At 71.0% G+C, this 12,496-nt stretch carries 11 protein-coding genes and 1 tRNA gene; 3 read left to right on the plus strand and 9 right to left on the minus strand.

Annotated elements, in window-relative coordinates; genetic code table 11:
• Positions 1-42: 42 nt before the first annotated feature.
• The 6 genes from ACFWXC_RS03575 to ACFWXC_RS03600 all read right to left on the minus strand — a co-directional run bounded on the left by ACFWXC_RS03575 (position 43) and on the right by ACFWXC_RS03600 (position 6,367).
• Positions 43-975 carry a YbhN family protein gene (locus ACFWXC_RS03575; RefSeq protein WP_384472351.1) on the minus strand — a complete coding sequence of 311 codons (933 nt, stop codon included), beginning with the start codon at positions 973-975 and terminating at the stop codon, positions 43-45.
• Positions 972-2,459: a hypothetical protein gene (locus tag ACFWXC_RS03580; RefSeq protein WP_384472354.1), complete on the minus strand. Its 1,488-nt coding sequence runs from the start codon at positions 2,457-2,459 to the stop codon at positions 972-974. The genes ACFWXC_RS03575 and ACFWXC_RS03580 overlap by 4 nt, the downstream gene beginning before the upstream one ends.
• Positions 2,460-2,585: 126 nt before the next feature.
• Positions 2,586-3,254, minus strand: coding sequence for a response regulator (locus ACFWXC_RS03585; RefSeq protein ID WP_384472357.1), 669 nt, complete (start codon positions 3,252-3,254; stop codon positions 2,586-2,588).
• A complete protein-coding gene (locus ACFWXC_RS03590; RefSeq protein ID WP_384472360.1) occupies positions 3,251-4,555 on the minus strand; it encodes a sensor histidine kinase in 1,305 nt (434 codons plus the stop codon). Before ACFWXC_RS03590 ends, ACFWXC_RS03585 begins: the two co-directional genes overlap by 4 nt.
• A gap of 28 nt (positions 4,556-4,583) precedes the next feature.
• A complete protein-coding gene (locus ACFWXC_RS03595) occupies positions 4,584-5,423 on the minus strand; it encodes an ABC transporter permease (protein WP_384472363.1) in 840 nt (279 codons plus the stop codon).
• Complete coding sequence (locus ACFWXC_RS03600; RefSeq protein WP_384472366.1) at positions 5,420-6,367, minus strand: ABC transporter ATP-binding protein; 948 nt, start codon at positions 6,365-6,367, stop codon at positions 5,420-5,422. The genes ACFWXC_RS03595 and ACFWXC_RS03600 overlap by 4 nt, the downstream gene beginning before the upstream one ends.
• A 240-nt stretch (positions 6,368-6,607) precedes the next feature.
• Here ACFWXC_RS03600 and ACFWXC_RS03605 point away from each other — a divergent pair, with 240 nt between their 5' ends.
• Positions 6,608-6,868: a hypothetical protein gene (locus tag ACFWXC_RS03605; RefSeq protein ID WP_384472369.1), complete on the plus strand. Its 261-nt coding sequence runs from the start codon at positions 6,608-6,610 to the stop codon at positions 6,866-6,868.
• Between the two features lie 1,052 nt (positions 6,869-7,920).
• Here the strand turns inward: ACFWXC_RS03605 and ACFWXC_RS03610 are convergent.
• Entirely contained in the window at positions 7,921-8,577 is a 657-nt protein-coding gene (locus ACFWXC_RS03610) for a hypothetical protein (RefSeq protein WP_384472372.1), read from the minus strand.
• A 122-nt stretch (positions 8,578-8,699) separates the two neighbouring features.
• The gene (locus ACFWXC_RS03615) at positions 8,700-9,218 is read right to left on the minus strand and encodes a hypothetical protein (protein ID WP_384472374.1); all 519 of its coding nucleotides are present in this window, start codon (positions 9,216-9,218) and stop codon (positions 8,700-8,702) included.
• 174 nt (positions 9,219-9,392) lie between these two features.
• On the opposite strand from ACFWXC_RS03615, the gene ACFWXC_RS03620 reads away from it, so the two are divergent.
• The gene (locus ACFWXC_RS03620) at positions 9,393-10,376 is read left to right on the plus strand and encodes a LamG domain-containing protein (RefSeq protein ID WP_384472376.1); all 984 of its coding nucleotides are present in this window, start codon (positions 9,393-9,395) and stop codon (positions 10,374-10,376) included.
• Positions 10,377-11,764: 1,388 nt separating this feature from the next.
• Here ACFWXC_RS03620 and ACFWXC_RS03625 read toward each other — a convergent pair.
• A tRNA-Pro gene (locus ACFWXC_RS03625) sits at positions 11,765-11,838 on the minus strand.
• Between the two features lie 126 nt (positions 11,839-11,964).
• On the opposite strand from ACFWXC_RS03625, the gene ACFWXC_RS03630 reads away from it, so the two are divergent.
• The gene (locus ACFWXC_RS03630) at positions 11,965-12,474 is read left to right on the plus strand and encodes a DUF309 domain-containing protein (protein ID WP_384472543.1); all 510 of its coding nucleotides are present in this window, start codon (positions 11,965-11,967) and stop codon (positions 12,472-12,474) included.
• Positions 12,475-12,496: the final 22 nt, after the last annotated feature.

The raw sequence follows: 12,496 nt of genomic DNA on the forward strand, positions 1-12,496 counted from the left end.
GTGGGCCTGGCGGCCAGGAGGAAGGCAGGGCGTCGAGGCGGTTCACAAGGCCGAGCGGCGGGCCAGCAGCCCGGGGGCCATCGGCAGCCAGCCGGTCAGCAGACGGTAGCCGAGGACCGCCGAGACCGCCGCCGGTCCCGGCGCGCCGGCCGCCGTGAGGGCGAGGGCGAGCGCGGCGTCCAGCGATCCCAGTCCGCCCGGCGTGGGCAGCAGCGCCGCCGCGCCGCTGGCGACCAGGTAAGCCATGACCACACGGCTCGCGGGGAGGCCGAGGCCGATCGCATGGACCACGGCGACGACAACCCCGGCATGCAGCAGAGCGAATGCGACCGACCCGCCCCACAGCGCACCGGCCCGCGCCCGGCACCGGTGCACCTCCCGCACGTCGGCGAAGGCCCGGCTCACCACTCGTCTGAGGCGGCCGCTGATCGCGACCGCCAGGAAGACGGCTCCGGCCGCGACCGGCAGCAGGACCAGGACATGCGGGACCCGCGCGGAGAGACGGACCGTGCCGGGGGAGGTGACCAGCAGGGCCATTCCCAGCGCGCACCGAACAATCCCGCCGACGGCCGCCTTCACCGCCAGCGCGGTCGCCGAGCGCCGGGTGGACAGCCCGCACCGTGTCAGGAACCGCAGGTTGACCACCGTCGCTCCGGCGCCCGCCGGAAGGAGGTGGTTGGCCGCGCCGGCCGCGAACTGCGCCGCCATCAGCCGCCCCTTGGGCAGCCGTTCGACCACGGCCCCCTGCTGCGCCACGGCCGCGCACACCCAGGTGCCCACCGCGGCGAGGCAGGCGAGCACCAGCCACTCCCCGTCGGCGGCAGCCAGCCGGTCGGTGCCGCTGTCCAGCGTGGCCCGGTGCGCGGCGAGCATCCCGCCGGCGACGGTGAGCATCACCAGGGTGATGCCCAGCTGGACGTACAGGCGCCTGCCCACGGTGATCGGCGGGCTCTCGGCCGGGGTCACGACGGTCACCTCCCCTGCCGTACCTCGGGTGCCACGTACGCCCGAAGAGCGTCAACCTGTTCCTCGGGCCAGGTGCGTGCGTATGCGGGCGGGCGACCCCCTGGCGGAACGAGCACAGCGAAGGGTGTGCGGTGAGCGGCGCGCGTCAGCTCAGCCACGGTGATGCTGGCGTCGTGCCCTGACGTCTGGGCGGAGTCACAGCCGGTATAGAAGGCGACAGGGACGGCTTCGTAGCCGCTGAGCAGGCACGGCGGCCGTACACCGAGTTCGTGGAGGGCGGCGGCGGTGTCGGCCCAGTCGGCGCGGGAGGCGGCGGAGCTGTGCACGGTGTGCTCCAGGACGACGTACTGCACGGTCAGATGGCCTGCCAGGCCGAGCGCCACCAGGCTGACGGCCAGGGTGCGCCCGGCCCTGCGGGCCGGGGCGGTGATCAGGTGGGCGAGGCCATGGGCGGCAGGGAGGGCGAGCAGGGCGTAGGCGGGCAGCAGGAAGCGGGGGGCCGCGTAGCCGATGAGGAACAGGTAGGGGACTGCGGCCGTGACAGCGCAGGCCAGCGGAAGCAGGAGGGGCAGCGCGCGCCGGGCTCGGACGGCGACCACAGCTCCCAGGACGGCGAGGAGCGGCAGCGCGAACCACCACAGGGTCACCACCGGGCTGGGGGCCGATCCGGTGCAGGGCCGGCACAGGGTGCGTCCGCCGAGACTGCGTAACTGGTCGACCGCAGCGAGGTGCCAGCCGAGGCCGCCCTGAATGGCGGAGGCCGCGGACAGGCGCTGCGCGAGGCCGCCATAGCTCGTGTACGCCTCGATCACCCACTCGCCGGCACCCGCCACCAGCCCCACGACCAGCACGACGAGAAGACGCGGGCGGCGCAGCGAGAGAGCGAGCAGGGGCAGCACGACGTAGACCGCGTCCATGGGGCGCATGCACGCCATCAGCGCCGCACCCGCGAACACGCCCCACCAGGCCGCCCGGTCGCGTGCGTTCGCGCGGGCGCGCAGGAAGCAGCCGACGCAGGCCAGGGCGCCGATGGCGACCCAGTAATTGGGCATGGCCTCGGGGCCGTAGAACAGCGTCACCCACAACGAGGCGAACAGGCCGCCGGCCAAGGCCAGGGCGCCGCGCCCGAGGTGGCCCCGCCAGACTCGCAGGGCGAGGTAGAGGGCGAGACCGGAGAGGACTGCCAGGTAGATCCGGAGCAGGACGGTGGAGTCGGACCACGACGCGATCGGGGCGACGAGGAGTGAGATGCCGCGGGAGCGGGGCGCGCTGAAGTAGGCGGCGGGCACGTGACCGCTGACCTGGCTGACGTAGACGGTCTCGTCCCAGCCGAGACCGAGATCCGGCCGTACGAGGACGAGTTGGGTGAGCGTGAAGGCGGCCGCGACCGCCCCGAGCCAGGGCTCGCCCCGCGGACGCCGAGGCCGGACGGCCTGCGAGGGGAGGCCGGCGCGAGGGACACCGGTCGTCGTGGCGTTCGAGCCGCCGGGCATCTTGCACCTCTCGTCGTCGCACCCCACGGAACCTGCCGGGGTGCCGGATCCTCCTACAACTCGTAGGAGGACATCCCACCCTACGACTTGCAGGGTTAGATGCGGGTGAGAAGACGTCCGTTCCCTTCAGCCGGCCCCGGGGCGAGCGATTCCCTGGTCATAGGCGAAGATCACGGCCTGGACGCGGTCCCGGGCGCCGATCTTGGCCAGGACGCGGCCGACGTGCGTCTTCACGGTGGACTCGGTCACGACGAAGCGGGCGGCGATCTCGCCGTTGGTCCAGCCCTTGCCGATGGCGACGAGGATCTCGCGCTCGCGTTCGGTGAGGGAGGCCAACCGCGGGTCCTCGCCCGGGTCCCCCGTTCTGGCGGGCACGTGCCGGGCGTACTCGTCCAGGATGCGGCGGGTGAGGGCCGGCGCGATCACCGCGTCGCCCCCGGCGACCGCGCGGATCCCGGCGAGGAGTTCGTCGGGGCGCGCGTCCTTGAGGAGGAAGCCGCTGGCTCCGGCCCGCAGGGCGGCATGCACGTACTCGTCGACGTCGAAGGTGGTCAGCACGAGGACCCGGGAACGCCCCCCGGCCTCGACGATCCGGCGGGTCGCCTCGATGCCGTCCATGCCGGGCATCCGTACGTCCATCAGCACGACGTCGGGACGCAGTTCGGCGGTCCTGCGGACGGCCTCGGTGCCGTTCGCGGCCTCACCGACCACTTCCGTCTCGGGGATGGAGTCGAGCAGCACCCGAAAGCCGTAGCGCTGCAGCTGCTGGTCATCGACGACGAGCACCGTGGTCACCGGGTGCCTCCCCGAGGTGTCAGGTCGAGGGCGGCCTCCACGGCCCATCCCCCGTCGGCCGCGGGTCCGGCGCTCACGGTCCCTCCGTACAGCGCCGCTCGTTCGCGCATGCCCACCAGTCCGTGTCCCTCCTCGTTCCATGGTCCGGGGTGTCCGGCCGGACCGTTGTCCCGGATCCGGATGACGAGCCGTTCGTCCCCGACGACGACCGACAGGTTCACCTGGGTACCGGCACCCGCGTGCTTCAGGGTGTTCGTCAGGGCTTCCTGGACGATGCGGTAGACCGTCAGCTGCATCCCGCGGTCCAGCGCGTCCACCTTGCCGACGGTCCGGTAGACGATCTCCAGGCCGGCGGTGCGGACGCCGTCGCACAGCGTCTCGATGTCGGCGAGGCCGGGCTGGGGACTGAGTTCGAGCGCCTGGCGGGTGCCGTCCGACGCCTCGCGCAGGACACCGAGCACGCGCCGCAGCTCGCCGAGGGCCGTCCGGCCGGTGTCGCCGATGAGCTGCAGGGCCTCCTTGCCGCGTTCGGGAGCGACGTCGGTGGCATACGCGCCGGCGTCGGCGAGGGTGATGATGACGGACAGGTTGTGGCCGACGATGTCGTGCATCTCACGGGCCACCCGGGCGCGCTCCGTGGCGGTCGCGAGTCTGATGCGCTGGTCTCGTTCCGTCTCCAGCCGTGCCGCCCGCTCCCGCAGCCCCGCGAGCTGTGCCCGCCGGGTCCGCACCATCAGGCCGACGGCCAGGGCCGCGGTCGCCGTGCTCAGCAGGAAGAACAGGGCGTCCCAGACGGACATGGCCGAGGAGACCCGCACCGCGACCAGCACCATCCCCGCCGCCATGACCGCGCAGGCCCACGGCAGCCGGCGCAGCTGCCCGTGCAGGGCCAGGCTGTACAGGGCGACGAACAGGGCGACGTCCGCGCGCAGCGCGGCACCCAGCGACCACTGCAGGACGAAGACGACGGCGATGGCGACGAAGGCCGCCATGGGCCGGCGCCGCCGCCACAGCAGCGGGAGCACCAGACCGGCCTGCAGGGCCGGCACGGCCGCCAGGGGGAGCTGAGTGAAGGCGAACTGGAACCTGTGCGGGCCGTCGCCGTCGCCGTCCCCGTACCCCGCGCCGCCGTGGTGCAGCAGGTCCGGCAGGCAGAACATGAGGAAGACCAGCGCCGCCACCGCGGTGTCCAGCACCCACGGATGGGTGCGGTCCGCGTGCCGCAGCCGCTGGCCGACCCGGGCGAGCCGGGCGGCCAGCGGTCCCGCCGCGCCGATGTCCCCGGCAGAGGTGGTCGTCAAGGTGGTCACCTGCCCATGGTGCAGGCTGTCAGACGTCGCTGCGCACGAGCCGGTACGCCGCCCCCGCCAGCGCGAGCACCGTCCAGCCGAGGAAGACCAGCAGCCCGGCGCCCGGCGACAGGGTCGTGGAGTCGTGCGTGAGGGCGAACATCGACTCGCCCGCGTTGGACGGCAGGTAGGGGCTGATGTTGTCCTGCCAGGAGCTCGGCAGCAGGGAGATCAGGCCCGGAACCAGCATCAGGGCGGCGACCAGTACCGAGATGCCACCGGCCACCGACCGCAGCAGGGCGCCCAGGGCGGTGCCGATGACGCCGACCAGGCCGAGGTAGAGCCCGGCGCCCAGCAGGCTCCGTACGACTCCCGCGTGCGTGAAGCCCATGGCGGCGGGGGTGCCGGAGACGATGCCGCTGCCGAACCCGAAGGCGACGAACGCGCCGAGGGTGCCGACCACCAGCGCGACCAGCCCGAACACGGCCGCCTTGGACCACAGCACGGGCAGCCTGCGCGGCACGGCCGTAAGTGTGGAGCGGATCATTCCGGTGGAGTACTCCCCCGCCGTGACCAGCACGCCGAGGACGCCGAGGGCGAGCTGGGCGAAGTTGGTGCCGAAGAGGGACAGGCTCACGGCCGTCGCGGTGGCGAAGTCACGGTCCTGATGCCCGGAGCCGATGCCGGACTTGTAGTGGTTCGCAGCGATCAGGCCGAAGGCGACGAGGAAGAGCAGGCCGAGGCCCAGGGTGATCCAGGTCGAGCGGAGCGACCACAGCTTGGCCCACTCCGAGGCGAGCACACGCCGTCCGGTCACCCGGTAGGCGGGGCGGGCGGGGGCGGCCGGGGTCGCCTCGACGGGCGCGGTGAGGGTACTCATGCCGCACTCCCCTCGGCCACGCGGGTCTCGATGCCGGTCGTCGAGCCGTGGTACTCCACGGCATCCCTGGTCAGGTTCATGAACGCCTCCTCCAACGACACCGTCCGCGCGGTCAGTTCGAACAGCGCGATCCCGTGCTCGGCCGCCTTCAGGCCGATCTCGCGGGCACTCAGCCCGGTCACCTGAAGCTCCTCGGAGCCGGCCCGGCCGGTGATGTCGACGCCGGGACCTGCCAGTGCCTCCCGCAGCCGGGCCGGCTCCTGGGCGGCCACCTGCACCGTGTCGCCGCCCGATTCCCGGACGAGGTCCGCCACGGTGGTGTCGGCCAGCAGCCGCCCGCGCCCCACGATGATCAGATGGTCCGCGACCAGGGCCATCTCACTCATCAGGTGGGACGACACAAACACGGTCCGGCCCTCGTCGGCGAGGGCCTTCAGCAGGTTGCGGATCCAGAGCACGCCCTCCGGGTCGAGCCCGTTGACCGGCTCGTCCAGCATCACCGTCTGCGGATCGCCCAGCAGCGCCGCCGCGATACCGAGCCGCTGCCCCATGCCGAGGGAGAACGCACCGGCCCGCTTCTTCGCCACGCTGCCGAGGCCGGCGAGTTCGATCACTTCGTCCACCCGGCGGCGCGGAATGCCGTGGGTCAGCGCGAGCGCCAGCAGGTGGTTGTATGCCGAGCGGCCCGGATGGATCGACTTCGCCTCCAGAAGCGCCCCCACCTCCTGAAGCGGCGCCTGGTGGCGGGCGTAGAGCTGCCCGTTGACCGTCACCGACCCGCTGGTCGGGGCGTCAAGCCCGACGATCATGCGCATGGTCGTCGACTTCCCCGCGCCGTTGGGCCCCAGGAAGCCGGTCACCGCACCCGGCTTCACGGCGAAATCCAGCCCGTCGACGGCCGTCTTCTCGCCGTACCTCTTGGTCAGCTGCTGTGCGTCGATCATGCGCGTCTCTTCCTGTCGGAACCGGCGCCCGTCTGTCACCCCCGACGCCTCACCGACAACGCTAGGAGCCGGAACGCCCCGATTCGGTGGTACCGGGGACTGATCCACGCCCGTCGGGTCGTACCGCGGTACTACGCGCCACTACGCCCTCGGTCCCGCCGTTCAGGGCCGGCGTGCCATCGTGCGGATCATGACCGCACGGCACGTCCTCGACGCCGGCCCCTCGCCCCCGTACACCAGGTGGCGAACAAGGTGCCGGAGGTGACGGTCTGCTTCTGGATCATCAAGGTCCTGACCACCGGCATGGGCGAGACCGCATCGGGCCTTCTGACCCGAACGCTCGGCCCGGTACCGGCAGTCGCACTCGGCGGCCTCGCCCTGGCCGCTTCCCTGACCGTTCAGTTCGCCCTGCACCGGTACGTCGCCTGGGCCTACCGGACCGCCGTCGTCACGGTCAGCGTGTTCAAGAATGATCAAAGGGCCGTTTCAGATCTCATCTGAAACGGCCCCTGACCCGCGACTTCGAAAAGTCGGGACGACAGGATTTGAACCTGCGCCCCCTTGACCCCCAGGAGTGAGCGTCCAAGGAATTTTCTGGATATAGCAGGCCCAACCAGGACGCAGGATGTGTGGAGAAGGCCCCCTCGTGCACCGTCGCGCACACCGTGTGGTCCCCAACTGGTCCCCGCTCGCGGCCGTAGATCTGCCACCAGACGCTCCATGAGACCTGTCGACGCCATGACCCATGTCGCCCGGGCCGGACAGCCCGAGCACGGAGGCCATCCCGTCCAGTTTCTCCCTCGGTGCAGTCGTCCACGGGCTCAATACCGGGACCGCCGAAGGGAGAGGCGGAGTTCAGGGTGAGGATCAGGCCGTCGGGCAGCGACCAGGGGTCGGCCAGATCAAGGCGAAGCCGCAGGTCTGCTGCAAACCAGGACTTCGGCTGCTTCGCATCGAAAGGGACGACACCGCCGCGCCTCTTCGTCCAGGAAGGGTACGGCGCCGTACTGCTCGGCCGCGGTGACCGGCTCCCGTTGGGGCCAGGGGATGCTCTTCGAGTCGGCCAGATCACGCATGATCACGCGCGCCCGCGTCAACGCGTCGGCGCGCCGGGAAAGAATTCACGCACTCGATAGAGCGTCGAGGACAAGAAACGTGCCTTTCGGGCAGGGGCACGGGCGGACACGCCTTCATGGTACGCATCCGCCCCTGTCCCGGATTACAGCCTCAGCTCAGACAGCGGCAGGCGGTTCAGGAGGAGCACCCGTTCGAAGAACAGCAGGTATATCCCTCGGCACGGCCTTCATCGGCGTCGCTGCCGAGGTCGAAGTCGCCCAGACTGCCGTCGCTTTCGCTGTAGACCCGCAGAGGGAACCCCTGAGATCACCGAGGCAGGCCGGCTACTGACCGGCACCGATCTGCCGCTCGCCAAGATCGCCCGCTGGGCGGCCTGCCCGACCCCCATTGCTTCGCCCACGTGACCAGCGCAGCCCCTCGCGAGTGGCACGCACGCCTCGCCTCTACCGGGACGTAAGAGGCTCCGGGCGTCCGAGTCACCAGCCTTGCTGGGGTTCGCCCAGCGGAAGTCCGCAGTCGCGGAGCCAGGCTTCGCCCTCGGGCGTCCAGGCGACGCGGGGACCGAGGGAGACCCAGACGCCGAACTCGCCGAGGGACGGCTTGGCGATCTGCTCCAGCCAGACGCTGTTCAGGCAGAGTTGCACGCCGCAGTCCTTGAACTCGGGCAGGCCACGCCAGCCGCAGTCCCATCTGACGTTCAGGGTCAGCGGCCCGAGCACCGAGACCATCTGGTCCAGTTCCTCCTCGGTGCAGTTCTCGTCGGGCTCGCTGTAGGGATCGCCGAAGGGTGGAGTCGAGTCCAGGGTGAGGGTCAGCCCCTCTGGCAGCGGCCAGAGGTCGGCCAGGCCGGGGCGGAGCCTCAGATACCCCGCGAACGAGGAGTTCGGCTCTTCATTGTCGAACGTGGTGACGCTGCGGCGCCGCAGTTCATCCAGGGCAGCACCAACGCCGGGCCGTCCCTGGTTCCCGTAGATGCGGGCGGTGTCGAAAGCTTGGAGGGCGTGTGCGTACTGCTCTGCCGTGGTGACCGGCTTCAGTTGGGGCCAGGGGTCGGCCGTCCAGTCGGCCAGGTCTCGCATGATCGCCCGCGCCCGCGCCCGCGCACTCGCAGCGTCGGGAAAGGATTCGCGCACTCGATAGAGCGTCGAGGACAAGAAACGTGCCTTTCGGACAAGGACAGAGGCGGACGCGCCCTCATGGTACGCATCCGCCTCTGTCCCGGATTACAACCTGAGGTCAGACGACGGCAGGCGGTTCAGTAGGAGTACCCGTTCGACGAATAGCCGCCGTTCTGGCTGTCCGTGGTCGAGGTGAGCAGTCCGGCGCCCTTGGAGACGGCCGAGTTGCCCCAGGTGTAGCTGGTGTCGTCGACGACCGTGCCGCTGGTGGAGTCGGTGGTCTTGGCGTCGGTGGGCCGGCCGGTCTGCGGGTCGTACTTCAGGGTCAGATCGACCCAGTTGGTGGTCGGGCCCATGGAGTACTGGAGCGGGTCGCCGTACTCGTCGTAGCCGATGGCGGAGACGTACGTCCAGGCGGTGGTGCCGCTGCCGGCGACGCTGGTGGCCTGACCGTACTGGTCGTAGCCGTAGTTGAGGGTCTCCACCGGCAGTCCGCCGCTTGCCGGGTCCTGCTGGCTCGCCAGCGTTCCGGTGGTCTTGTAGGTGTAGGACTCGGTGTAGCCGCCGGACGGCGCCAGCGGCGCCAGGTTGCTCGGCAGATTGGCCAAGGTGGTCTTCGAGGCGGCGACCTCGCCCAGGTTGGTGTAGGCGAGCACCGCGTTGGTGACCGAGGGGCTGCTGGTGCCCGCGACATCCTCGACCAGCCCGGCCTCTCCACCGTCATCCTGGACAGCGGCCTCGAAGACCTGCTGGCCGGGGCCACCAGCGACGACCTGGACGCCAACGGCTACACCGCGCTCGTACAGCAGCTCCAGGGCTGGGGTATCAACGTGGTGCTCACCTCACTGACGCCCTGCGAGGGCTTCACCGGTGACGGCGCCACGCCCAACGACCCCTGCACCAGCACTACGGACAGCAACCGAATGGATGTCAACGCCTTCCTCGGCGGCATGGACCTGGGCAACCCCTGGGCCACCCCGGCCGTCTACTTCGCCGACTTCGACGCGGCCGTCGCCGTGCCGGACTCGGCCACCGGCGAGGAGAAGCTGGCGGCGGCAGCCGACAGCGGCGACCACGTCAACCTGTCCAACCCCGCCTTCGGCGCGCTCACCACGGCCCTGCTCTCCCCCGTCGACACCTGGAACCTGGACGACGGCATGCCGGTGGCCACCGACACCGCAGCGACCGACACCCTCAACGCGGCGGGTGCCGACCCGAACCTCGGCAACAGCCCGCTCACCCTGACCGGTGGCACGACCTGGGCCACCGACGCGACCCGGGGCACCGTGCTGAGCCTGGACGGCAGCACCGGCTACGCCGTCAGCCCCAACCCCCAAGTGGTCAACAGCACCGGCAGTTTCACCCTCTCCGCGTGGGTGAAACTCAACACCGTCGGCACCACCAACCAGACCGTCCTCGCGGAGGAGGGCACCGAGAACAGTCCGTTCTACCTGCAGTACAACCACTCCCACACCGGCAGCCCCGGCTGGGGCCTGGGCTTCACCAGCGCCGACACCTCGAACCCGACCTTCACCTACGCCTACGCCGCGGGCGCCACGGCCGGTACCTGGACCCACCTGACCGGCGTCTACAACGCCGCCACCAGGACCGCCCAGCTGTACGTGAACGGCACCCTGGCCGGCACCGCCACCGGCGTCACCCCGTGGGCGGCCACCGGAAACCTGGTCCTCGGCCGGGGACTGTACAACGGCAACCAGGACGACTGGGTGAACGGTTCCGTGAGCGGCGTCCAGGCGTACAACTACGCCCTGACGGCCAATCAGGTTACCGCGCTGTACCAGAACATCCCCTAAAATCCGCGGAACCTGACGGCCCGACAGCACCGCTGGGGGCGGTCCGCGCACGCGGGCCGCCCCGTGACCTCAGGCGGTGTTGTTACCGACCCCTCCTTGCCCGTTCTCGACGCTCATGGCTACGAACGGGCCCACTACGGCTCGCCGAGGAGCGGCCCTAGCCGGCAGCGAACGATTGACAAGTCGTCCACAGCGGCGAGGAGCCGCCGGGGCGCGGTGGCGCGGCCGGGTCGCCCGGGCCCCCAGGAGCCCCGCGGGCAGGCCGCCGAGACCCGACTCAAGGCAGATGCAGGGCCGACCCGGGCGATGACGTCGAGCCCCGACTCGCCCGCTGGGCGAACAAGGCGGACCACGTTGCGCTCACTTCTGAAGCCAGAGCTCTTCGGAACACGGGAAACAGGTGAAAGACGAGCCGCTGTCGGACTGGGCTGAGCGCCGCGATGCGAAGATCGGACGCCTCCAACAAGCCCTGCCTCTCGTGTCCAACCAGCGGGGTGCATGGTGAAGTTGCTGGTCATGGGTCTGGTGTACCCGGAACTCGGGGTGTTCGTGCTGGGAGCGGATGACTTCGGCGAAGATCGTCGGCCATCGGGAGACTTCGCGGTGAGGACCAGCAGGGCCCTGTCCAGGGCGGTCGCCCATATCGGGTCGGTGCAGACTTTTCCGAGGACCCGCCAGCCTTCAGGTGGGCGAAGCCGTGCTCGTCCGGCGCCCTCCCGGCCGCCAGCGCCTTGTCGGACAGCTTCTGACCTCGCCTCAGCGGCCATTCCGGGCAGCCTTGTAGCCGGTGGTCACCGCCGGGATCGCTGTCGTCGCGGCCGACGATCCCCAGGTCCGCGATGGCCCCGAGTCCGGCCGCCCGCAGCCTGGCGGTGAGCCGGTCGTGGTGGCAGGCAGTGATCTCCGAGGTGCGTCTGCCGCCGAGACCCGGAGCAGTCGGCCCCGGTCGTCGGTGAGGTCGATCACGGGCAGGCCATGGCACTTGCGTTTGCCGGAGTGCGCGCCGGGAGGCGCTTGTTGTTCGAGTGGAGGTGAAAGACCGCCACCGCGGTCCTGTCGTAGCAGGGTGGTTGAAGCTCGGGGCAGCCTGAGCCGGGAGGTGCCGGGGCGGGCGGGAAGCAGCCCGGCAAAGCCGGGACGCGTCAGTACTGCCAGATGGTGCGGGTCCGGCGAGCGAGACGGAGGTGAGCACGCGAGGAACCGGCGTTTACGCCTCCTTCACGCGCGCCAGCTCGAACCTGGTGGATGAGGGCTGGATGCGGTGCGTCCCTGCTGGATATTCGGCTGGCCGGAACTTCCCGGACTGGTCCCCAACCGGTTCCCAAAAATGATCAAAAGGCCACTCCAGAACTTATCTGAAATGGCCCCTGACCTGCGACTTCGAAAAGTCGGGACGACAGGATTTGAACCTGCGACCCCTTGACCCCCAGTCAAGTGCGCTACCAAGCTGCGCCACGTCCCGGTGCGCTCACTCACGGTGACCCGCGTGATCACGCGAACAGCACCTTACCCCACGTCCCCGGGCGGCCCGAAAGAGGGCGGGAGGGGGAGGGCGCGGGGACGGGGGACAATCGGCCGTATGGGCCGTATGGAAAACGCCGGGGCAGAGGCACGGGACCGGGACGCCGAGGGGCGGGCGCGCAGCGCACGGCCGCGGGACGGGCTGGGGCGGCCGCTGCCGTACGGCGCGCCGGGCGTCGAGCGGCAGGCCGAGGGCGTCGTACGGACTCCGGAGGAGACCCTCGTGGAGGCTCAGGCGCTGCTGGACGCCGGGAAGCCCTTCCACGCGCACGAGGTGTTCGAGGACGCCTGGAAGTCCGGGCCGGAGCAGGAGCGGACACTGTGGCGGGGGCTGGCCCAGCTGGCCGTGGGGCTCACGCACGCGGCCCGGGGGAACCTGGCCGGCGGGGCGCGGCTGCTGCGGCGCGGCGCCGGCGCGGTCGAGGAGTGGGCGGCCGGCAGCGGGGTCCGGCGGCCGTACGGCATGGAGCTCGAAGGGCTCGCCGCGTGGGCGCGGGAGCTGGCCGGGCGCGTGGAGAGCGGTGCCGGGAGCGTCGAGGCCGGGGCCGAGGCGCCGCGGTTGCGCGGCACCCGGTAGCACCGGGGGGACCCGTTGTCAG

The sequence above is a fragment of the Streptomyces sp. NPDC058683 genome (assembly GCF_042716195.1).
GTDB lineage: Bacteria > Actinomycetota > Actinomycetes > Streptomycetales > Streptomycetaceae > Streptomyces.

What these genes read in the sequence shown, in the direction of transcription:
- ACFWXC_RS03595 (WP_384472363.1), bottom strand. Translation starts at nt 5,423, where the DNA reads ATGAGTACCCTCACCGCGCCCGTCGAGGCGACCCCGGCCGCCCCCGCC.
- ACFWXC_RS03580 (WP_384472354.1), bottom strand. Translation starts at nt 2,459, where the DNA reads ATGCCCGGCGGCTCGAACGCCACGACGACCGGTGTCCCTCGCGCCGGC.
- ACFWXC_RS03630 (WP_384472543.1), top strand. Translation starts at nt 11,965, where the DNA reads ATGGAAAACGCCGGGGCAGAGGCACGGGACCGGGACGCCGAGGGGCGG.
- ACFWXC_RS03600 (WP_384472366.1), bottom strand. Translation starts at nt 6,367, where the DNA reads ATGATCGACGCACAGCAGCTGACCAAGAGGTACGGCGAGAAGACGGCC.